Here is a 21,420-nt window from a genome sequence, read left to right as displayed (position 1 = left end):
GTACATAGTCATTGGTGTCTCCCTGTTTTCGAGAAGGTATTCAGGGAAAGAATAGCTGAATATCTGATCCTGCAAGTATGAATGCGCAAATAAGCTATCACGCATTTGTCTTATTCAGGCGCGGTTCTGTTTTGCTCCGTCTGCTGAGAGGAGGAAGGGCGTAACGTCCGGGATAAGCTGAGCCACGAATAAATGGCATTGAACAGCACGACACCTGCCGTGACGATAAAAACGGCACGGAAACCGAAGCTGGCCGAAATACCCGCCCCGACAAGCGGCCCGGTAACATTACCGATATCGCGAAATGACTGGTTGTAGCTAAAAATACGGCCGGAAATCTGGTTGGTCGAGTTGTAGACCAGCAAGGTCTGGACTGCAGGCAATAACGCGCCATCCGCCGCGCCCAGTAAGAAACGTAACAGACCCAACTGCCACGGGGACTGCACCATCGACATCGGGATAAGCAGCAGGACGGAAACCACCAGTGCGCAAATCAGGATTTTTGCCGGGCCAACACGGTCGCCCAGTTTTCCCAGCCGTGGTGCGCTGAGCAGCGCTGCCACGCCAGGTACCGAGGCAATCAGCCCGCTGATAAACGCAATATTGCTGACGTTACCAGCCAGATCGCGAACGTAAAGCGTCAGTATTGGGGCAATCGACCCGGTCGCCACCTGGATTATCATGGTGGTGACAAACAGGCTCAGTACCAGTCGTGGGTTTTTCAGCGAAGTCAGTACATCCCGGGCGTGAAGCATCTCTTTTTTGGTCACAGGGGTGAAGTTCTCACGGATGCAAAGCAGGGTGACGACAAAGCAGAGGAACAATACGCTGGCCGTAATGAAAAAGACGGGCCGCAGGCCGTAGCTGTCTGCCAGTAACCCACCCGCCAGTGGCCCCAGCAGCGCGCCGCTCACACCGCCGGTTGAGAGCGTCCCGAGCGCCCAGCCGCTTTTATGACGCGGAATTTGCGTGGCGATCAGGGCATTAGCATTCGGGATAAATCCCCCCAACAGACCAAGTAACGCTCGTAAAATCAGGAACTGCCAGACGTTTTGTGCCACCCCCATCAGCGCCATGATGACGGCCATCCCCAGCGCTGAACGCAGCAGCATAATTTTACGCCCCTTGCGGTCGGCAAGACCTCCCCAGAAGGGCGAAGCAATAGCGGAAAAAAGAAACGTGATGCTAAACACCAGGCCAGACCACATATTGAGTGAGCTGTGACCCGTCACGCCCAACTGTTCGACGTAAAGAGGCAGGAAGGGCATAACCAGGCTAAATGCCGCGCCTGTAAGAAAACAGCCAAGCCAGGCAACCGCGAGGTTACGTTTCCAGCTTATGGGGGCATCTGAGGGTGACATAACTATCCGCATAATGAGGTGCAGGGCACGGGGAACCGTGAGGTAATAAGCCTGCTAATTATGCGCCGGGTTTATGATTGCTGCAATGCGGAGGGGCTTTTAAAGCTAAAACAGCATGCGGCCATCGTGGCCGCATGAGGATCAGTAGCGAGAAGGGACGCCCTCAGGGCGGGTTTTAAAGCGACGGTGCAGCCACATATACTGCTCGGGAGCGAGCATAATGCACTTCTCGACGATGCCGTTCATCCAGCGAGCGGTTGTCTCCGCATCGTCCAGCGGTGGGGCAAGCTCTGGTTCGAGCATAATTAACTGGTAGCCAGAGCCGTCTGGTTTGCGGCGAGGTACAAAGGGGACAATGGCCGCCTTGGACATCCGCGCCAGCATCCAGGTACCGGTGGTGGTGGCCGCCTCTTCAACGGCAAAGAAGGGCACAAACACGCTGGATTGCGGGCCGTAATCGTGGTCAGGAGCGTACCAGATAACTTCGCCTGATTTTAGCGCGCGGATCATGCCCTTTAAATCTTTACGGTCGATCATGCTTTTGTTGGAACGCATGCGGCCATTGGTCTGGATTAAATCGATCACCGGGTTGTCATTCGGACGATAAACGCCAATGCCAGGAGCCTGAATGCCGAACATGCGTGCGCCGATTTCGAGCGTCAAAAAGTGCACGCCAATCAGCAGAACACCGGTTTGATTCGCCTGGAGCGTATGTACAGGCTCCATCCCGGTTCCGGTGACTTCGCTCCAGCGTGCCATACGTTTGTCCGGCCAGAACCATGCCATCCCGGTTTCCATCAGCCCCATGCCAACGGATTCAAAATTCTTTGTGACCATTTCATGACGTTCCGATTCGCGCATTTGCGGGAAGCACAGCTCAAGATTGCGGTACGCAATCCTGGCGCGACGTTTCATGAATTTTTGCGCAATACGACCCAGACAGTTGCCCAGACGGAAAATCACGGGGTAGGGAAGTTGTACAAGAAGCCACAAAATGCCAATGCCAAGCCAGGTCAACCAATAGCGGGGATGCAAAAGGGCGACAGTAAATTTCGGTAACTGAGTCATGTCTGTCCTGTTTTCTAACGTCCTGAAGGTCTTATTCTCTCATTTTTTAAGGCATAGCCAAAATATCTGTCACCGAAACGCGCACTACTACAGCAAATGTTAAGACAGATGGGCCAGGCCGAATGAAATGTAACGTAAATTGTATGGATGTAAATTGTCATTGTTTGCTATATGATGCCGACCGATTTTTCTTTCTCAATAACGATTGCAGGACTTGTACACCATGCCAGTGTTACACAACCGCGTTTCGAATGAGATGTTAAAGGCGCGCATGTTGGCTGAAACCGAACCGCGCACGACAATCTCATTCTACAAATACTTCACTATCAACGATCCACAAGCGACCCGCGATGTACTCTACCAGGCTTTCACCACGCTGAATGTGTTCGGACGCGTCTATCTGGCACGTGAGGGTATCAATGCGCAAATTAGCGTACCGGAAAGTAAAGTGGGCGCTTTTCGCGATTTCCTTTACGCGTTCGATCCGGCACTCAGTGGTTTACGCCTGAACATTGCCCTGGATGATGACGGGAAATCGTTCTGGGTTCTGCGTATGAAGGTGCGTGAACGTATCGTGGCGGATGGTATTGACGATCCGGCGTTCAACCCGGGCGATGTGGGTGAATACCTCAAAGCCGCAGAAGTGAATGCGATGCTCGACGATCCTGATGCAGTATTCATTGATATGCGTAACCACTATGAGTATGAGGTGGGGCATTTCGAGAATGCGATGGAAATCCCGGCGGACACCTTCCGCGAGCAGTTGCCAAAAGCCGTTGAAATGATGCAGGAACATAAAGACAAAAAGATCGTTATGTACTGCACCGGGGGTATCCGCTGTGAGAAAGCCAGCGCGTGGATGAAGCACAATGGCTTTAATAAGGTCTGGCATATCGAAGGCGGCATTATCGAGTACGCCCGCCGTGCCCGCGAACAGGGCTTGCCGGTACGTTTTATCGGTAAAAACTTTGTCTTTGACGAGCGTATGGGTGAGCGCATTTCTGAAGATGTGATCGCACAATGCCATCAGTGCGGTGCGCCGTGTGATACGCACACGAACTGTAAAAATGATGGTTGCCATCTGCTGTTTATTCAGTGTCCGACGTGTGCCGTGAAGTTTAACGGCTGCTGTAGCGACCTGTGCAGTGAAGAGAGCGTGTTGCCGGAAGAAGAGCAGCGTCGCCGTCGTGCAGGGCGTGAAAACGGGAATAAGATCTTTAATAAATCCCGTGGCCGGCTGAATACCAAACTCGGTATTCCCGATCCTGAATAACGATAACGCCCGGCGGAGTGAAAGCCTGCCGGGCGTATTGATTATGACTTCTGCTGAACCCCTTCCACAGAAATAATCAGCTCCACATCCTGCGATGCCGGACCTAAATCTGTTGTGATATTAAAATCTTTCAGGTGAATTTTACCTGCGGCTTCGAAACCTGCGCGTTTGCCTCCCCACGGATCATCACCCTGGCCCATTAATTTAGCACTAAGTGTGACGGGTTTTGTTACGCCGTTAAGCGTCAGATTTCCGGTAATGTCCAGTTTATCGCCATCCTTTTTTACCCCAGTGGAGGCAAAAGTGGCCTGCGGGAATTTTGTCACATTCAGGAATTCTGCACTGCGCAAATGCTTATCGCGTTCAGCATGGTTGGTGTCGACGCTGTTGGTATTAATGGTCACATTGACTTTATCAGATGCAGGATTTTTCTCGTCAAAGCTGAATGTGCCGTCGAAATCCTTAAAGGTGCCATACAGCCAGCTATAGCCAAGATGCTGAATACGGAAATTAACGAAAGCATGCTGACCTTCTTTATCAATTTTATAATCAGCGGCGACGGCTGAGCCGGTGATAAATAACAGAGAACCTAATGCGATGCCTGACAGGTGTTTTTTCATTTTTATGCTCCAGAGTCAACTGACGAACGGCCAAGCATGCGCCTGAGCGTATTGTCTTTATCGATAAAATGGTGTTTAAGGGCGGTAAGTCCGTGCAGCACGGAAAGGATCACCACGCTCCACGCCAGCCAGAGATGAATAACGCCCGCAGTGTCAGCCTGAGAACCCGCATCGGTAAACGTTGCCGGAACGTCAAAAAAGCCAAATACGCTAACGGGTTTACCGTCTGCCGTTGAAATAAGATAGCCGCTAATCAGAATAGCGAAGAGTAGAGTGTAGAGTGCAATATGGGCTGCCGTTGCGCTGACGCGGGTCAATTTACTGTGGGTTTTTGGCGCGGCGGGCGGTGGGGACAGATGTCGCCAGATCACACGAATGACCAGCCCCATCATCAGCAGAACCCCAATACTCTTATGTAATTCAGGTGCCTGGTGATACCAGCCATCATAATAACTGAGCGTCACCATCCAGAGTCCAAGCCCGAACATAGCATAAACGGCGAGGGCAAATATCCAGTGCAAGCACATGGATATTATCCCGTAGCGCTGGGGGGAGTTACGCAATTGCATAAGGAGTACCATTCAAAAAAACAGAATAATAAAAATGAACGGGAAGAGGAAATATTGCAACTGAAATAAATGAATAATCATTTTTATTTTTCTTATTTCAGCTATTTTGAAAGTGATCCGGAAATGTAATTCAATGGCTTCGAGCGAGGCAGGGTGAATGGCTTATATGATGAAGTGATGTTATTCAATAAACATAAAGTAACGTCAATAATTGTAAGTTATTCTTTTCAGTAAAATACAATGTAAATAAAATCGATGATGGCCAGTACTGACCACAATAAAATATAGAGCATGAAATGCTCGCGAATATTGTTGATGAGAAAGTTCACGATCTTGTGCATCATTCCCCGCGAAAATGTGTGAAGAAAACGGACCCCGGACACCCGGAGCCCGTGGAGGATTATCCGTTAAAACGCGACAGCGAGAAGGGCGTCAGATCAAACTGTGGCGTTATCCCCTGGGCAAACTGCGCGGCGATTTCGCCCAGAACGGAGGCAAACTTAAAGCCGTGGCCGCTTAGCCCGGTAATCAGCAACGTATTGTCATGCCCGGGCAGGGTGTCGATGATAAAGTCTTCATCAGGCGTGTTGTCGTAGGTGCATGCTGCACCATAGAGTAAGCCACCAATGCCCGGCAGAATATTGCGCAGAAAAGTAAAGGCTTCTGAACCATCCTGAGGGTATGCGCCAAACGGTTTACGCTCTTCTGGCGAGGAGATGATCTGCCCGCCGTTATGTTTCCCGATTTTGAGCGCGTCTTTTTCCGACGGGAAACCATAGAACTGATCGCCATTGGGCAATTCGCCGGTGAACGCCGGGAATTTGTTCTGGCTGCTGTAACGACCATCCGACTGGAACCAGGAGAAGACCTTGCGCACCGGTTGAACGGGCAGGTCTGGCAGCAGTCTGGTGACCCAGGTCCCCGCGCTAATCAACAGCCGGGAGGCCGAATATTCCCCATCCTGGGTGGTCACTGTGACACCGTCAGCATGATGCGTGATGGCGTCCACCGGGCAGTTGAAGAGCTGCGCGCAACCTGCTTTCGCGGCAAGATCCACCCAGGTTTTAATGGCGGTTTCGCAATGCAGGACGCCAGAGTTGGCTTCAAACAGCCCGATATAATCGTCCGGAACGGAAATCTCTGGCCAGCGTTTCATGATGGCCGGGGCGTCCATCCGCTCCACATCGAGGTGAAATGCGTTTGCACTGTGTTCGACCGTCGCGAGAAACGCCGAACTGGCCGGGCCGAGGTTGATAACCCCTGTGCGATCGAAAATACGTTCTTCGGTCAGTTTTGCCAGCTCATCCCACAGCGTCTGAGCGCGGAGCACCAGCGGGACATAGCGTTCACCTTCGCCATAAGCATGACGAATGAGCCGGGTATCACCATGATGGCTGCCTTCCGAATGCGGGGGAAGGTGGGCATCAATCATCAGGACGTTCAGCCCTGCCTGTGTCGCGTAATAGCCTGCAGCAGAGCCAACGGAGCCGCTACCAATAATGATTAAATCGTATTTCATGGGGATCTCTTAACTAACGCTTTGTTAGCAGAGTAATTAACATCGGGGGGTTATACAAGGGAGAAATAAATAAGGCACCCCGAGGGTGCCTGTTGAGTGACAGTTGGCATAAGATTAATGCCGTTTATACTCATTTTCCTGGTAGTCGCCAGATTCTATTTTTGCGATGCCTGCTTCTAAAATAGAAATAAACTGACGTGCGACGTCTGTTGTAAGCCACAGCGTCTGTCCAACTTCCGCTTCTTCACGGTTTAGTTGATTCGGGGTCTGGTAGTGCAAACGCAGCATCAGTGCATCGTAGCTGTCTACGGTACTGATATCCCAGCCAACAAGTGGGTGGGTCTGGATGACTTCACTATTCTTTTCCATTATAACCCCCTTAATACGTGTTAGAAGACAACGACTTTGAGGTTCAATGCATGTTTTTCTGAAAGCTTTTTCAGTATATCAATAAATAAGGGTTCTGAAGGGAAAAATAAATAGCTGGCAACACATTTTTCTGCGCTTTAGGATTGTTCGAACAATAAAACACCATCTTGCTCACGATTTTTAAGAAGATGCTGAATTAAATTGAACTTTCTGGGAACAGAGCAAAAAAAAGCCGGGGCGACCCGGCAAAAAACACAATGAGGGAGCAAAATTTAATCGGTAATGAACCAGTCTTCGGCGCTTTCCCACGTTTCTTGCAGGATTTCGCTGATACGATCTTTATCTTCTTTTGCACCGCCGATGACGGAGAGGTTGTTCGCCGTCGCATAACGCACCGTTACGGTACCTTCGTTTTCCGGGAAAGTATTGTTAATGCGGCGAGAAAGTTCGCCCGCCAGCGCATCAAGTGCGCCGGCAGGCAGGACGGTTGTTTTGGCTATGGTGACTTCAATACGCATAAATGCCCCCTGTGTAATATACTGTGTATTTATACAGGTATATTGCTGATTTGACAACAAGGGGCGTTGATTTTTTAGCGTTTTACCGTCCAGTTTACGGTTTCACCCGCCAGGAATGGGATCAGCGTGTCATCCGTCAGCGGAATAGATCCATCCACCTGATGCGCTTTGCGCTCCAGCTCAATAAAGGTGTCATTGACGGGCAGCCCGTAGAAACGCGGGCCATTAAGGGAGCAGAACGCCTCGAAATGCTGCAGCGCATTCATCTCTTCAAACACGGTTGCGTAGCTTGCAAGAGCGGTCGGCGCGTTGAAACACCCTGCACAACCACAGCTTGCTTCTTTGCGATGGCGCGCGTGAGGCGCGGAGTCTGTACCCAGGAATGCACGGGAGAAGCCGCTGGCAACCAGCTCGCGCAGGGCCTGCTGGTGGACGTTGCGTTTGAGGATTGGCAGGCAATACAGGTGAGGGCGCACGCCGCCCACCAGCATGTGGTTGCGGTTAAACATCAGATGCTGAGGGGTGATGGTGGCCGCAATAAGTTCGTTACCCTCGCGGACATATTCCGCCGCATCTTTGGTGGTGATATGTTCAAATACCACTTTCAGCGCAGGAAGACGCTGACGCAGCGGCTCCATCACGGTATCGATAAACCGGGCTTCACGATCGAAGATATCAATCTCAGCGTGCGTCACTTCACCGTGTACCAGCAGCGGCATACCCAGTTTTTGCATGCGTTCCAGAACCGGCATGATGGCATCAATGCTGGTGACGCCGTGGCTGGAGTTGGTGGTGGCATTGGCCGGGTAAAGTTTGGCGGCGGTGAACACGCCTTCGTTAAACCCGCGCTCCACTTCATTCGGGTCGAGTGAATCGGTCAGGTAGCAGGTCATCAGCGGGGTGAAATCATGTCCCGCCGGAACCGCATCAAGAATACGCTGGCGATAAGCGATAGCGGCATCAACGGTGGTGACGGGGGGAGCCAGGTTAGGCATGACAATCGCACGGCCATAAATTTCGCTGGTATACGGCACAACGGTTTTCAGCATATCACCATCGCGCAGATGGATATGCCAGTCGTCAGGGCGGCGGATTTTAAGAACCTGGGATTGTGCAGTCATGGAAGCTCCGGCTTGTCAGGGATCAGTCATTAGGATGGCTGTTTTTGCCGGACACAAATCATAAGCGGAAACGTTTTCCTTTGCACACTTTTCCGTAAAAAAAAGGGCGCTTCTGCGCCCTTCAGGTTAATCGGTGAAAGGAATGATAATTTCGCCCGGTTTCACCTCGATCCCTTTTGCATATTTCTTCGCGAGCGCTTCGCCCTTGCTCTTGTCTTCACTTAAGACATACGCCGGTTGCTGGTTAAAATAGCTGCTCAGCGACTGGTTCAGATAGGGCATCAGGGTTTGCAGGACCGGTTTCATCTTGTCCGGAGTAACCACGGCGTCGACCACTTCCATCTCCTGCAGGTAAATGGCCCCTTTTTCCTTATTGAAGACCGGCAGTGCCTTGAGCTTCAGCTTAATGTTTGCTTTCTGGTTGCCGAATAACGATGTCATATCCAGGTTCGCATCCCCGGAAAGGGTGACTTTATTGGGCTCTTCACGCCCAATCTGACTGGTGAGATTGCTGAGGACGATATGCGCATCGGCAAGCCCCGGCACGCCAATGTCTTTGGAAAAGTTGTTGTGTTTTTCCAGCGCCTGATTAATTTCCTGTTCACTGACAGTGTATTGCGTAAGCTGGTTACAGCCTACCAGCAGACCACTGATGACTAATGCAGCAGCAATGACAATCTTCTTCATGGTGTTCCTCAACGAAAAATCGGCGCTTCTGTCCTGAAGCGCCAGTATGTCAGTGTGAAATGGCAGAAACCAGCAGAAAAAACTGAGAATACAGGCGGAACAGGGATCCCGCCAGAGAGAAGGGCTACGCGCCAGGTTCGAACATTCCGCTGGTGCTGCGTTTCTGGCTGAACTGCCACCACAGGGCCAGCAGCGTCATAATGCCTACCGCGCCAAGCATCATCCACGGGAGCTCCGGCTGATTCAGCGCTTTGCCGGCGTCGAACAGCCAGCCGCCTCCGGCATAGCCTAATGCACCGCCAAAGGCCAGACCCAGCCGACTGAACCCCATATAGCTGCCACGGGCGCGGGCATCTGCCAGCGAGGCGCTCAGCGTTTCACGGGCGGGTTCAGCGATAATGGAGCCGATATAAAAGGTGCAAATTAGCGTAAACAGTTGCTGAAGTGTACTCACCATACCGACCGGCACCATGCTCAGCGTCATCAGCAAAAGCCCTGCCATCAGACGATGTTCCAGGCGAAAACGCCGTTCGCTCCAGCGGGCAATCGGATACAGCAACGTCAATGAAAGACAGGCTTCAATGGCGTACATCCATTTGACGGCGGCAGGCGTGCCCGCGATGTCGTTAACCATGATCGGTAACATCAGCATGACCTGCACGGCCAGCATGTAGTAGCCCGTCAGGGTCAACACGTAGGTGACGAAGCGTTTGTCACGCAGAACGCGGCCAAGACCTTCGCGTACCGGTGCTTTAACTGTCGACAGCTTCCAGGCGGGCAGAAACAGCCCATTAAACAGGGCGCACAGAATAAAGAGTACCGCCCCGGCTGCGCAGACCAGACGGAAGTCGTACTGCAGCAACCAGCTTCCCAGCAGTGCGCCAACAACTGCCCCGGCGCTGTCCTGCATCATCAGAATCGAGAAGAAGCGGCCCCGCTGCCGCGGATGAATTAATTTCACCACCAGCGCGGTACGCGGCGGATCAAACAGGGTGCCGCCAATACCGGAGAGGAAGCAGGAGAACCACAGTAGCCAGGGATCATGGGCGATTGCCATTGTGGCAAAGCCTGCTGCGCGTAACAGCATGCCGGTGACGATCATCGGTTTTGCGCCAAAGCGGTCAGCAATGGCCCCGCCAAAGACGCCCAGGCCTTGCTGGACAAACTGGCGTAATCCCAGCGCGATACCGACCATTAATGCTGCCCAGCCCATTTGATCGACAAAGCGGATCGAGATGAGAGGAAACACAACAAAAAAGCCGAGCACGACCAGCATGTTATCGACCAGCAGGAAATATTTACCCAGGCTCCTGGCCTGTGATACGCGGGACATTTCCCCTCCAGGGAAAAGAGACGGTGAGCACGCTAACATTCTGCGATGTCGCCATGTTTTTTCCCACCCCCGACTACGACAATATTTTTTTATCAAAAGAGTGCTTTGATAGAGAGTTCTCATCGAAAAATGTGAAAATGGTATGTCACTGTTTTCACAGACGGCGCAGGCGCAGGTATAGTAAAGCTAATGGGCAGAGCAGAAGTGACGGGAAGGAGTGGTATCAATGTTTGGCTATCGTAGTAATGTGCCAAAAGTGCGTCTGACAACGGACAGGCTGGTCGTTCGTCTGGTGCATGAGCGTGATGCCTGGCGTCTGGCGGATTATTACGCCGAGAATCGCCAGTTTTTAAAACCCTGGGAACCCGTTCGGGATGAGAGCCATTGCTACCCCTCCGGCTGGCAGGCGCGCCTCAGCATGATTACGGAATTTCATAAACAGGGCAGCGCCTTCTACTTTGCGCTGCTGGATCCGGATGAAAAAGAGATCATCGGCATTGCCAATTTTTCAAACGTGGTGCGCGGGTCGTTTCACGCCTGTTATCTCGGCTATTCCATCGGTCAGAAATGGCAGGGGCAGGGGATGATGTACGAGGCGTTAACGGTGGCGATCCGCTACATGCAACGCACGCAACATATCCATCGCATTATGGCGAACTACATGCCGCATAATCAGCGCAGCGGTAATTTGCTGGCGCGTTTAGGGTTTGAGAAAGAGGGCTACGCCAAAGACTATCTGCTTATTGATGGGGAATGGCGAGACCACGTGCTCACGGCATTAACCACCCAGGACTGGAGTGCAGGTCGCTAAGGAGAAAAAATGAAATATCAGTTAAGCGGTACAGAAGCGCGCGTTATCGGGTGCTTGCTTGAAAAACAGGTCACCACCCCGGAGCAGTATCCGCTCTCTGTGAATGCCGTGACGATGGCCTGCAATCAAAAGACCAACCGTGAGCCGGTGATGAACCTCGGTGAGCATGACGTGCAGGACATTCTGGATGAACTGGTTAAACGTCACTATCTGCGCACCGTCAGTGGTTTCGGTAACCGTGTGACCAAATATGAGCAGCGTTTCTGTAATTCCGAATTTGGTGATTTGAAGCTAAGTCAGGCGGAAGTGGCGGTGATCACCACCCTGCTGCTACGCGGGGCGCAAACGCCGGGCGAGCTGCGCACGCGCGCTTCCCGAATGCATGAATTCAGCGATATGCAGGAAGTCGAGCAAACCCTGGAAGGGCTTGCTACCCGCGATGATGGCCCTTATGTGGTACGTCTGGCGCGCGAGCCGGGTAAACGTGAAAGCCGCTATATGCACCTGTTCTGCGGTGAAGTAGAGGCCTCAACAATGGCAACAGATGCTGGATCCGCAGTCGTCAATGATAGCCTGACGGCGCGTGTGGAGGCGCTGGAAGACGAGGTCGCCGGGCTGAAACAGCGTCTGGATGCATTGCTGGCACATTTAGGAGATTGATGGTGAAAAAATTACGTGTGGGCGTGGTGGGGTTGGGCGGTATTGCGCAAAAAGCCTGGCTGCCTGTCCTGGGGGCCGCGTCAGACTGGACGTTACAGGGGGCGTGGTCTCCCACCCGTGAAAAGGCAGAGCGTATCTGTGAAACCTGGCGGATACCGTACGCCAGCTCGTTGCCGGCGTTAGCCCGTGAGTGTGATGTGGTGTTTGTCCATACCTCAACGGCAACCCACTATCAGGTGGTGAGTGAGCTGCTAAATGCAGGTGTTCACGTCTGCGTGGATAAGCCACTGGCGGAAAACGTGCAGGATGCAGAACGCCTGATTGAGCTGGCGGCGCGCAAAAAGCTGACGCTGATGGTGGGTTTCAACCGCCGTTTCGCGCCGCTTTATCAGCAACTGAAGGCACAGGCGGGCAATCTTGCCTCGCTGCGAATGGATAAGCACCGTACTGACAGCATCGGGCCTAACGACCTGCGCTTTACGCTTCTGGACGATTATCTGCATGTCGTGGACACGGCGCTCTGGCTTACCGGCGGTCATGCACAGCTGAAAAGCGGTACGTTGCTGACCAACGAACAGGGTGAGATGGTTTATGCCGAACACCATTTCGCCGCCGATCACCTCCAGGTGACGACCAGTATGCACCGCCGTGCTGGTAGCCAGCGAGAGTCTGTGCAGGCTGTCACGGACGGCGCGCTGTATGACCTCACCGACATGCGTGAATGGCGGGAAGAGAAGGGCAGCGGTGTGGTCACGCTTCCGGTTCCGGGCTGGCAGAGTACGCTGGAACAGCGCGGCTTCGTCGGGTGTGCGCGTCACTTTATCACTTGCGTGCAAAATCAGACGGTTCCGGAAACATCCGGCGAGCAGGCCATTATGGCGCAACGCGTTGTGGAAAGGCTCTGGCGCGATGCCATGAGTGAATAATCCTCTGTAACATCTGTCGATAGTAATTCCCTTAAATCCGGGTAGACTAAGCGCCGATTGTTGATTTAGCCGGGTGGCGCTTACGCTAACCCGGACTGCAAGCCCGTAGGCCCGCACAAGCGAAGCGCCGCCGGGCAATAATTACGCCTGCATTGCAGGCGTTTTGCCGTAGGGTTGTGGAAATTCACGTTAATGAACTTATTAAAATCGCTGGCAGCAGTCAGCTCGATGACCATGTTTTCCCGCGTGCTCGGCTTTGCCCGCGACGCGATTGTGGCAAGGGTTTTTGGCGCAGGGATGGCAACGGACGCCTTTTTCGTCGCGTTCAAACTGCCGAACCTGCTGCGCCGTATTTTTGCAGAAGGGGCGTTTTCGCAAGCGTTTGTCCCTATCCTCGCGGAATATAAAAGCAAGCAGGGTGAAGATGCGACCCGGGTGTTCGTGTCCTACGTTTCAGGGTTACTGACGCTGGCACTGGCGGTCGTAACCGTTGTCGGGATGCTGGCTGCGCCCTGGGTGATTATGGTGACGGCCCCGGGGTTTGCCGATACGGCAGACAAATTTGCGCTCACCTCTCAGCTGCTGCGTATTACCTTTCCTTATATTCTGCTGATTTCGCTGGCTTCCCTGGTGGGGGCTATCCTGAATACCTGGAACCGTTTCTCTGTTCCGGCGTTTGCACCGACGTTCCTCAACGTCAGCATGATCGGTTTTGCGCTGTTCGCCGCACCACACTTCCACCCACCGGTGCTGGCACTGGCCTGGGCGGTGACCGTGGGCGGGGTATTGCAGCTGGCTTATCAACTTCCGCATCTGAAAAAAATCGGCATGCTGGTGCTGCCGCGCGTTAACTTCCGTGATGCTGGCGCAATGCGCGTGATCAAGCAGATGGGGCCCGCAATCCTTGGCGTCTCCGTGAGCCAGATTTCGCTTATCATCAACACCATCTTTGCCTCTTTCCTGGTTTCCGGCTCGGTTTCCTGGATGTACTACGCTGACCGCCTGATGGAGTTTCCGTCCGGGGTGTTGGGCGTAGCGCTGGGGACGATTTTGCTGCCGTCGCTGTCGAAAAGCTTTGCCAGCGGTAACCATGATGAATATTGCCGTCTGATGGACTGGGGATTACGTCTGTGCTTCCTGCTGGCGCTGCCAAGCGCGGTGGCTCTGGGGATCCTGGCGAAACCGCTGACGGTGTCTCTGTTCCAGTACGGCAAATTTACCGCCTTTGACGCGGCGATGACGCAGCGCGCGCTGGTGGCGTACTCGGTAGGGTTGATGGGGCTTATCGTCGTTAAGGTGCTGGCTCCGGGGTTCTACTCACGTCAGAACATCAAAACGCCGGTGAAGATTGCCATTGTGACGCTGATTATGACGCAGCTGATGAACCTGGCATTTATTGGTCCGCTGAAGCATGCGGGTCTGTCATTGTCGATTGGTCTGGCGGCCTGTCTGAACGCCGGGTTGTTGTACTGGCAGCTGCGCAAGCAGAAGATCTTCACCCCGCAGCCTGGCTGGACGAGTTTCCTCGTGCGCCTGGTGATTGCGGTGCTGGTGATGTCAGCGGCACTGTACGGCATGATGTATGTGATGCCTGAGTGGTCACTGGGCACCATGCCTTACCGTCTGATGCGTCTGATGGCCGTGGTGGTGGTCGGTATTGTCGCTTACTTTGCCACGCTCGCCGTGCTGGGCTTTAAAGTGAAAGAGTTCACCCGCCGTACGGCGTAAACGCCAAAAGGGGAGTTCACCTGCTGGTGCTCCCCACTGCATGATTTGTCGCTTTTGCTTCAAATCGAAATCTTTTTCCCGCCTGTAATTCGCGCCGTGGATGTCTGACCATCCGCGCCGTACAGTCCAGTCTCTTTATGAGGCTTTAATACCTCAAGCGCTTGCTGATTACGCACTATCTGGCCTTCAAGCAGCCAGCCGTTATGCTGGTTGAGATCGCGCAGATGCTGGGTTTTTTCTGTAATAGTCTGCCAGCGCTCAATAATTTCATCATTGGCACTGCGGTGCGGATCTTGTTCCGCGCGACGCTGCTGCTCCAGATAGTCCAGTGTCGCCAGCAGCGAACTTTTGTCTTCAGTAATGCGTTGCAACGCGCTGCCGTTGATTTGACCAGAAGACAGGTGGTGTTGTTCTGCATCCATTACCGTTTTCAGGTCATTCAGGACAACCGTCATTTGATCCAGTATTTCTGACAGTCGACTCATACGATTAGTTACTCTGTAAGAAACTCTGCGCTTCCTGAATCAGCGCGTCAGCAATTTTGCTGGTGTCCATTTTCAGTTCACCATTGCGAATCGCCGTTTTCAGCGCTTCAACACGTTCCATGTTGATATCGCTGCTGCCTGGCTGCATCAGTTTTGCCTGGGCATCGCTCAGGGTCACGCTGGTGCTGTTGGCGGTTGACGGTTTTTCCAGACGCGTTTTCTGTGGCGTAGCGTCATTCGTTTCGCGAGGTTGTACAGTGCTAACCGGCTTCAGGGCTGATGTACGATCAATGCTCATATTGTGGTCCTCATCGAGGGTTCGCGGCGTTTGCGCCTGACATCATCATTAGTTGATTATTTATCGGCAGCCGCCACGAAATCTTTAAAAAGATTATAGGTTAATCAGAATATTCCCATCAGAATCGACGGTTCCGCTAACCACCTGGCCTGAGGACATTTTGACTCGGGCATTTTGCGCCACGGCGGCATTGTTTAATGCCTTCCCTTCGCTGTTGATACTAAAGCCGTCTCCGTTGGCCACCACCATCACCTGTTGACCCGCCTTAACCCGCCATGCCTGACGCAGCATTGAGAGCTGGATGGGTTGTCCGGGAGCAACATCACGCAGGCTGATGGCATCCTGCGCCTGGTTAATTTCAAGCATCGTCCGCGGAGGCAGTTGATCCAGGCGGCCACGCTTCAGCGTCACGCTGCTGGTCTGCAGCGCGCTGCCACGGGCGATGGGAACGGCGGCGACAACATAATTGCCTGTGGCCTGAACTGCAACCTGTAAATAGCGTTTTTCATTGGCACAACGCGCCAGAACGTTCACGTTACCCCACAGTTTTGTCGTGCCAGCCACGCTGAAGGAGGGTTGTTCGCAGGAGGGGTACAAATTAGGCGGTGTGCGAACGGTCACACTGACGTCATCGCTAAAACCCGCCAGTTGCTGAGCAAAAAAAGCCGTCAGTTGAGCCTGCAGACCTTCCGCCTGCACCAGGGGGCTTAACAGCAATAAGGTTGCCACCAGGGCTCTTTTCCACGTCCGCATCGCAAATTCCACCGTTTCCAGAAGTGGGACGATTTTACCTGCAGTGGTTTTGCATCAACGGAATAAATAGCGACGCATTTTGCGCTTATTCCGTCGATAAGGCGGACGGGTTGAGATTTAAGCTGTGAACTGAAATTTTGCCATCAGCGGAGGAGACATGCTCGATAAACTCGACGCCGCGTTACGTTTTCAGCAGGAAGCGCTCAATTTACGCGCCCAGCGGCAGGAGATTTTAGCCGCCAATATCGCTAACGCCGATACGCCAGGGTATCAGGCGCGCGATATCGATTTCTCCAGTGAACTCAAAAAAGTGATGGAGCGTGGACGTGCCGAAGGCACGGGTGTCGCACTTGCAATGACATCCTCTCGCCATATTCCCGCTCAGGCGATGACCGCACCCACGACCGACTTACTTTATCGCATTCCCGATCAGCCTTCTCTTGACGGTAACACCGTTGATATGGACAGGGAACGTACACAGTTTGCCGATAACAGCCTGCAATACCAGACAGGGCTGAATGTGCTCGGCGGGCAAATTAAAAGCGTGATGAGCGTCCTGCAGGGGGGCAACTAATCAATGGCTTTGCTGAATATTTTTGATATTGCCGGTTCTGCGTTAACCGCTCAGTCCAAACGCCTGAACGTAGCGGCCAGTAACCTGGCCAACGCCGACAGCGTGACCGGCCCTGACGGACAACCTTATCGTGCAAAACAGGTGGTTTTTCAGGTGGATGCCGCGCCAGGCGCAGCGACGGGCGGCGTGAAAGTCGCTGACGTGGTCGAGAGCCAGGCACCCGACAAACTGGTGTATGAACCGGGTAACCCACTCGCCGATGCCAGCGGTTACGTGAAAATGCCTAACGTGGATGTGGTCGGTGAGATGGTGAACTCCATGTCTGCCTCACGTAGCTACCAGGCAAACGTCGAAGTGCTTAATACCGTGAAGAGCATGATGCTCAAAACGCTCACGCTCGGCCAGTAAAGGAGACACGCATGTCCATCGCCGTAAATGTGAATGACCCAACGAACTCAGGTGTCAGTAGTACAAAAAGTTCGACGAGTTCCAGTTCCCTGACCACTAACAGCGCCTCCGATCTACAAAGCAGCTTCCTGACGCTGCTGGTGGCTCAGCTTAAGAACCAGGATCCAACCAACCCGATGCAGAACAACGAACTGACCACGCAGCTTGCGCAGATCAGTACCGTGAGTGGCATCGAAAAACTCAATACCACCCTCGGCTCCGTCTCGGGTCAAATCGACAGCAGTCAATCCCTGCAGGCCGCGAACCTGATTGGTCACGGGGTGATGATCCCGGGTACCACCGTTCTTGCGGGTAGCAGTACGACGGAAGGGACAACCACGACCTCCACCACCCCGTTTGGCGTAGAGCTGCAGCAGGCAGCTGACAAGGTGACGGCGACGATCACCGATGCGACCGGTGCCGTGGTTCGTACCATTGATATCGGTAAGCTGGACGCAGGTGTTCATACCTTTACCTGGGATGGCAGCATTACAGACGGCACGAAAGCACCAAACGGTTCCTACAAAGTGGCGATCAGCGCCAGCAACGGCTCCACCCAACTGGTGGCACAACCGCTGCAGTTCGCGCTGGTTCAGGGCGTCATTAAAGGTAGCGATGGCAACAACAAACTGGATTTGGGTACCTCTGGTACCACCACACTCGACGAAGTTCGGCAGATTATCTAAGCCTTAACACTTATCAGGAGTAAGTCATGGCCTTTTCTCAAGCGGTCAGCGGCCTGAATGCTGCGGCCACCAACCTGGATGTCATTGGCAACAACATCGCCAACTCCGCGACCTATGGTTTTAAATCCGGTTCTGCCTCATTTGCAGACATGTTTGCCGGTTCCAAAGTAGGCCTGGGCGTAAAAGTTGCGGGTATCACTCAGGACTTTACCGACGGTACGACCACCAACACGGGTCGTGGCCTGGACGTTGCCATTAGCCAGAACGGTTTCTTCCGTATGGTCGATTCCAACGGTTCCGTGTTCTACAGCCGTAACGGTCAGTTCAAGCTGGACGAAAACCGTAACCTGGTGAACATGCAGGGTATGCAGCTGACAGGGTATCCGGTTGCCGGAACGCCCCCGACCGTTCAGACCGGTGCGAACCCACAGGCGATTACTATCCCGAATACCCTGATGGCGGCGAAATCGACTACCACCGCGACGCAGCAGATCAACCTGAACTCGACCGATCCTGTTCAAACGGCCCCTTTCGATGCAACTAACCCGGATACCTATAACAAAAAAGGCACCGTGACCGTATTCGACAGCCAGGGTAACGCCCATAACATGTATGTCTACTACGTTAAGACAGCCAACAATAAATGGGATCTCTACACTCAGGACGGTAGCGTTACCGGCTCTGCTGCAACGAAAGCGGCACAGATGAATTTCGATGTGAATGGTAGCCTGGCTGGTGTGTACAACTACGACGCTGCGGGTGTGTTGAGCGCAACAGCAAACACAACGCCAGCAATCAATGTCACCACAGGTTCAGTCAGTGGTGCGACGGCGGCCACCTTCTCCCTGAGCTTCCTGAACTCCATGCAACAGAACACCGGTGCGAACAGCGTTGTGGCAACCAATCAGAACGGCTACAAACCGGGTGACCTGGTGAGCTACCAGATCAACGATGACGGTTCCGTTGTGGGTAAATATTCCAACGAACAGTCTCAGGTTCTGGGCCAGATCGTGCTGGCAAACTTCGCGAACAACGAAGGTCTGAAATCTGAAGGCGACAACGTCTGGTCTGCGACCCAGTCCTCCGGCGTGGCGCTGTTGGGTACAGCGGGTACCGGTAACTTCGGTAAGTTGACTAACGGTGCGCTGGAAGCCTCTAACGTTGATCTGAGTAAAGAGCTGGTGAACATGATTGTCGCGCAACGTAACTATCAGTCGAACGCGCAGACCATCAAAACTCAGGATCAGATCCTCAACACGCTGGTTAACCTGCGTTAAGCGGCTAACAGGAAAGCGCAATGGATCACGCAATATATACCGCGATGGGCGCGGCAAGTCAGACGCTCAATCAGCAGGCCGTTACGGCCAGCAACCTGGCAAACGCCTCTACGCCGGGCTTTCGTGCGCAGCTTAATGCGCTGCGTGCGGTGCCGGTAGAAGGGCTTTCCCTGCCGACACGTACGCTGGTGACGGCATCCACTCCGGGTGCTGATATGACGCCAGGCCAGATGGATTACACCTCGCGTCCGCTGGACGTGGCCCTGCAGCAGGACGGCTGGCTGGCGGTGCAAACGGCAGATGGCGGCGAAGGGTATACCCGTAACGGGAATATCCAGGTCAGCGCCACCGGTCAGTTGACGATCCAGGGGCATCCGGTGATGGGCGAAGCAGGCCCGCTTACGGTGCCGGAAGGATCAGAGCTGACCATTGCGGCAGACGGCACCATCTCGGCGTTGAATCCGGGCGATCCGGCCAATACCGTTGCGCCTGTCGGGCGTCTGAAGCTGGTTAAAGCGGACGGCAAAGAAGTGCAGCGTGGCGATGACGGTATGTTCCGTCTGACCCAGGCAGCACAGGCTACCCGCGGTGCCACGTTACAGGCCGATCCGGGCATCCGTGTGATGTCGGGAGTACTGGAAGGCAGTAACGTCAAACCGGTAGAAGCCATGACCGACATGATCGCCAGCGCCCGTCGTTTTGAAATGCAGATGAAGGTTATCAGCAGCGTGGACGAAAACGCGAGCAAGGCTAACCAACTTCTGGCTATGAGTTAACAGGACTTCTTATGATCAGTTCTTTATGGATCGCGAAAACTGGCCTGGACGCGCAGCAAACCAACATGGATGTGATTGCCAACAACCTGGCAAACGTCAGCACCAATGGTTTTAAGCGTCAGCGTGCCGTTTTTGAAGATTTGCTTTATCAAACCATTCGTCAGCCGGGTGCGCAGTCTTCTGAGCAAACAACGCTGCCGTCAGGTCTCCAGATTGGTACCGGTGTTCGTCCGGTGGCAACGGAACGTCTGCACAGCCAGGGCAACCTGTCCCAGACCAACAACAGTAAAGATGTGGCCATTAAAGGTCAGGGTTTCTTCCAGGTTCAGTTGCCTGACGGAACCTCAGCCTATACCCGCGACGGCTCATTCCAGGTGGATCAGAACGGTCAGCTGGTGACGGCGGGCGGCTTCCAGGTTCAGCCTGCGATCACCATCCCGGCGAATGCCCTGAGCATTACCATCGGGCGTGATGGGGTCGTGAGTGTGACCCAGCAGGGGCAGGCCAACCCGGTACAGGTCGGGCAGCTTAACCTGACCACCTTCATGAACGATACCGGTCTGGAAAGCATTGGTGAGAACCTCTACACCGAAACCCAGTCCTCCGGTACGCCGAATGAAAGTACACCTGGTCTGAACGGCGCAGGTTTGCTGTATCAGGGTTATGTCGAAACCTCCAACGTAAACGTTGCGGAAGAACTGGTGAATATGATCCAGGTTCAGCGCGCATATGAAATTAACAGTAAAGCAGTGTCGACGACCGACCAGATGCTGCAGAAACTGACGCAACTCTAAGGTGCAGACCGGTGCGGTAAATGCCGCACCGGCTCCCTGTTTTCGAAGATGAAGGCAATGCAAAAAAACGCGGCGTTTCGTTATCCGATACTGACTGTTCTGGCTGTCACCCTCAGCGGGTGTGCTTTGATCCCGTCTAAACCATTGGTCCAGGGTGCGACGACTGCCCAACCCGTTCCTGGCCCTGCGCCAGTGGTAAACGGCTCCATTTTCCAGACCGCGCAGCCGATTAATTACGGTTATCAGCCGCTGTTTGAAGATCGCCGCCCGCGTAATGTCGGCGATACATTGACCATTGTGCTGCAGGAAAACGTCAGCGCGAGCAAAAGCTCGTCGGCGAATGCCAGCCGCGATGGCAAAACGAATTTTGGCTTCGATACCGTGCCACGCTATCTCGAAGGGCTGTTCGGCAATGCGCGTGCTGATGTGAACGCGTCTGGCGGCAATACCTTTAATGGTAAAGGTGGCGCGAATGCCAGCAATACCTTCAGCGGTACGCTGACGGTGACAGTTGACCAGGTACTGGTTAACGGCAACTTACACGTTGTGGGTGAAAAACAGATTGCCATCAACCAGGGCACCGAGTTCATCCGCTTCTCCGGTGTGGTTAACCCTCGCACCATCAGCGGCACCAATACCGTACCGTCCACCCAGGTGGCGGATGCGCGCATCGAGTACGTCGGCAACGGCTACATCAATGAGGCGCAAAATATGGGCTGGCTGCAGCGCTTCTTCCTTAACTTATCGCCGATGTAAGCGAGGTGACC

At 53.6% G+C, this 21,420-nt stretch carries 26 protein-coding genes; 12 read left to right on the top strand and 14 right to left on the bottom strand.

Annotated elements, in window-relative coordinates:
- Nucleotides 1-110 precede the first annotated feature (110 nt).
- Entirely contained in the window at nt 111-1,361 is a 1,251-nt protein-coding gene (gene mdtG, locus ACHHZ6_RS08470) for a multidrug efflux MFS transporter MdtG (protein WP_395122083.1), read from the bottom strand.
- Nucleotides 1,362-1,502: 141 nt separating this feature from the next.
- Nucleotides 1,503-2,429 (bottom strand): Kdo(2)-lipid IV(A) acyltransferase, encoded by a 927-nt coding sequence (locus ACHHZ6_RS08465; RefSeq protein WP_182919779.1) that lies wholly within the window; start codon nt 2,427-2,429, stop codon nt 1,503-1,505.
- A 223-nt stretch (nt 2,430-2,652) separates the two neighbouring features.
- Here ACHHZ6_RS08465 and ACHHZ6_RS08460 point away from each other — a divergent pair, with 223 nt between their 5' ends.
- Nucleotides 2,653-3,702, top strand: coding sequence for a rhodanese-related sulfurtransferase (locus ACHHZ6_RS08460; protein ID WP_395122082.1), 1,050 nt, complete (start codon nt 2,653-2,655; stop codon nt 3,700-3,702).
- A gap of 41 nt (nt 3,703-3,743) precedes the next feature.
- Here ACHHZ6_RS08460 and ACHHZ6_RS08455 read toward each other — a convergent pair whose 3' ends face one another.
- From ACHHZ6_RS08455 to mdtH, 9 genes are all read right to left on the bottom strand, one after another.
- Entirely contained in the window at nt 3,744-4,322 is a 579-nt protein-coding gene (locus ACHHZ6_RS08455; RefSeq protein ID WP_196391147.1) for a YceI family protein, read from the bottom strand.
- Between the two features lie 2 nt (nt 4,323-4,324).
- The gene (locus ACHHZ6_RS08450; RefSeq protein ID WP_196391148.1) at nt 4,325-4,891 is read right to left on the bottom strand and encodes a cytochrome b; all 567 of its coding nucleotides are present in this window, start codon (nt 4,889-4,891) and stop codon (nt 4,325-4,327) included.
- A 227-nt stretch (nt 4,892-5,118) separates the two neighbouring features.
- Nucleotides 5,119-5,232, bottom strand: a complete 114-nt coding sequence (locus ACHHZ6_RS08445; RefSeq protein WP_182274489.1) for a DUF2770 family protein — start codon at nt 5,230-5,232, stop codon at nt 5,119-5,121.
- A gap of 59 nt (nt 5,233-5,291) precedes the next feature.
- Nucleotides 5,292-6,410 carry an N-methyl-L-tryptophan oxidase gene (solA, locus tag ACHHZ6_RS08440; RefSeq protein WP_196391149.1) on the bottom strand — a complete coding sequence of 373 codons (1,119 nt, stop codon included), beginning with the start codon at nt 6,408-6,410 and terminating at the stop codon, nt 5,292-5,294.
- A 114-nt stretch (nt 6,411-6,524) separates the two neighbouring features.
- Complete coding sequence (bssS, locus tag ACHHZ6_RS08435) at nt 6,525-6,779, bottom strand: biofilm formation regulator BssS (RefSeq protein WP_008500827.1); 255 nt, start codon at nt 6,777-6,779, stop codon at nt 6,525-6,527.
- Between the two features lie 272 nt (nt 6,780-7,051).
- Nucleotides 7,052-7,297: a DNA damage-inducible protein I gene (dinI, locus tag ACHHZ6_RS08430; RefSeq protein WP_395122081.1), complete on the bottom strand. Its 246-nt coding sequence runs from the start codon at nt 7,295-7,297 to the stop codon at nt 7,052-7,054.
- 74 nt (nt 7,298-7,371) lie between these two features.
- Nucleotides 7,372-8,418 (bottom strand): dihydroorotase, encoded by a 1,047-nt coding sequence (pyrC, locus tag ACHHZ6_RS08425; RefSeq protein ID WP_182271000.1) that lies wholly within the window; start codon nt 8,416-8,418, stop codon nt 7,372-7,374.
- Nucleotides 8,419-8,544: 126 nt separating this feature from the next.
- The gene (locus tag ACHHZ6_RS08420) at nt 8,545-9,105 is read right to left on the bottom strand and encodes a lipoprotein (RefSeq protein WP_182271001.1); all 561 of its coding nucleotides are present in this window, start codon (nt 9,103-9,105) and stop codon (nt 8,545-8,547) included.
- Nucleotides 9,106-9,229: 124 nt separating this feature from the next.
- Entirely contained in the window at nt 9,230-10,438 is a 1,209-nt protein-coding gene (mdtH, locus tag ACHHZ6_RS08415) for a multidrug efflux MFS transporter MdtH (protein WP_182919783.1), read from the bottom strand.
- Between the two features lie 226 nt (nt 10,439-10,664).
- Between mdtH and rimJ the strand changes: the two genes are divergently transcribed.
- The 4 genes from rimJ (at nt 10,665) to murJ (ending at nt 14,563) form a co-directional block, all read left to right on the top strand.
- Nucleotides 10,665-11,249 carry a ribosomal protein S5-alanine N-acetyltransferase gene (gene rimJ / locus ACHHZ6_RS08410; protein WP_182271003.1) on the top strand — a complete coding sequence of 195 codons (585 nt, stop codon included), beginning with the start codon at nt 10,665-10,667 and terminating at the stop codon, nt 11,247-11,249.
- Nucleotides 11,250-11,258: 9 nt separating this feature from the next.
- Complete coding sequence (locus ACHHZ6_RS08405; protein ID WP_182271004.1) at nt 11,259-11,909, top strand: YceH family protein; 651 nt, start codon at nt 11,259-11,261, stop codon at nt 11,907-11,909.
- Nucleotides 11,910-11,911: 2 nt separating this feature from the next.
- Nucleotides 11,912-12,835, top strand: coding sequence for a Gfo/Idh/MocA family protein (locus tag ACHHZ6_RS08400; protein WP_196391368.1), 924 nt, complete (start codon nt 11,912-11,914; stop codon nt 12,833-12,835).
- Between the two features lie 192 nt (nt 12,836-13,027).
- Nucleotides 13,028-14,563, top strand: a complete 1,536-nt coding sequence (gene murJ, locus ACHHZ6_RS08395; RefSeq protein ID WP_196391150.1) for a murein biosynthesis integral membrane protein MurJ — start codon at nt 13,028-13,030, stop codon at nt 14,561-14,563.
- A gap of 59 nt (nt 14,564-14,622) precedes the next feature.
- Here murJ and flgN read toward each other — a convergent pair whose 3' ends face one another.
- From flgN to flgA, 3 genes are all read right to left on the bottom strand, one after another.
- The gene (gene flgN / locus ACHHZ6_RS08390) at nt 14,623-15,048 is read right to left on the bottom strand and encodes a flagella biosynthesis chaperone FlgN (RefSeq protein WP_182271006.1); all 426 of its coding nucleotides are present in this window, start codon (nt 15,046-15,048) and stop codon (nt 14,623-14,625) included.
- A 4-nt stretch (nt 15,049-15,052) separates the two neighbouring features.
- Complete coding sequence (gene flgM, locus ACHHZ6_RS08385) at nt 15,053-15,346, bottom strand: flagellar biosynthesis anti-sigma factor FlgM (protein WP_182919785.1); 294 nt, start codon at nt 15,344-15,346, stop codon at nt 15,053-15,055.
- Between the two features lie 93 nt (nt 15,347-15,439).
- The gene (gene flgA, locus ACHHZ6_RS08380) at nt 15,440-16,099 is read right to left on the bottom strand and encodes a flagellar basal body P-ring formation chaperone FlgA (RefSeq protein ID WP_182271008.1); all 660 of its coding nucleotides are present in this window, start codon (nt 16,097-16,099) and stop codon (nt 15,440-15,442) included.
- A gap of 157 nt (nt 16,100-16,256) precedes the next feature.
- Between flgA and flgB the strand changes: the two genes are divergently transcribed.
- From flgB to flgH, 7 genes are read left to right on the top strand one after another with little or no spacing between them, the layout of a single operon-like run.
- Nucleotides 16,257-16,673, top strand: coding sequence for a flagellar basal body rod protein FlgB (gene flgB / locus ACHHZ6_RS08375; protein ID WP_182271009.1), 417 nt, complete (start codon nt 16,257-16,259; stop codon nt 16,671-16,673).
- Nucleotides 16,674-16,676: 3 nt separating this feature from the next.
- Complete coding sequence (gene flgC / locus ACHHZ6_RS08370; RefSeq protein ID WP_003857997.1) at nt 16,677-17,081, top strand: flagellar basal body rod protein FlgC; 405 nt, start codon at nt 16,677-16,679, stop codon at nt 17,079-17,081.
- An 11-nt stretch (nt 17,082-17,092) separates the two neighbouring features.
- The gene (flgD, locus tag ACHHZ6_RS08365) at nt 17,093-17,806 is read left to right on the top strand and encodes a flagellar hook assembly protein FlgD (RefSeq protein ID WP_182271010.1); all 714 of its coding nucleotides are present in this window, start codon (nt 17,093-17,095) and stop codon (nt 17,804-17,806) included.
- A gap of 26 nt (nt 17,807-17,832) precedes the next feature.
- Nucleotides 17,833-19,083, top strand: a complete 1,251-nt coding sequence (gene flgE / locus ACHHZ6_RS08360) for a flagellar hook protein FlgE (protein WP_182271011.1) — start codon at nt 17,833-17,835, stop codon at nt 19,081-19,083.
- A 20-nt stretch (nt 19,084-19,103) separates the two neighbouring features.
- A complete protein-coding gene (locus ACHHZ6_RS08355) occupies nt 19,104-19,859 on the top strand; it encodes a flagellar basal body rod protein FlgF (protein WP_182271012.1) in 756 nt (251 codons plus the stop codon).
- A gap of 11 nt (nt 19,860-19,870) precedes the next feature.
- Complete coding sequence (gene flgG, locus ACHHZ6_RS08350; RefSeq protein WP_182271013.1) at nt 19,871-20,653, top strand: flagellar basal-body rod protein FlgG; 783 nt, start codon at nt 19,871-19,873, stop codon at nt 20,651-20,653.
- 57 nt (nt 20,654-20,710) lie between these two features.
- The gene (flgH, locus tag ACHHZ6_RS08345; protein WP_024909015.1) at nt 20,711-21,409 is read left to right on the top strand and encodes a flagellar basal body L-ring protein FlgH; all 699 of its coding nucleotides are present in this window, start codon (nt 20,711-20,713) and stop codon (nt 21,407-21,409) included.
- The last annotated feature ends 11 nt before the right edge of the window (nt 21,410-21,420 follow it).

It is taken from the genome of Enterobacter cloacae complex sp. 2024EL-00214, assembly GCF_043945575.1.
GTDB lineage: Bacteria > Pseudomonadota > Gammaproteobacteria > Enterobacterales > Enterobacteriaceae > Enterobacter > Enterobacter cloacae_P.
This window is presented reverse-complemented; position numbering and strand designations above follow the sequence as displayed.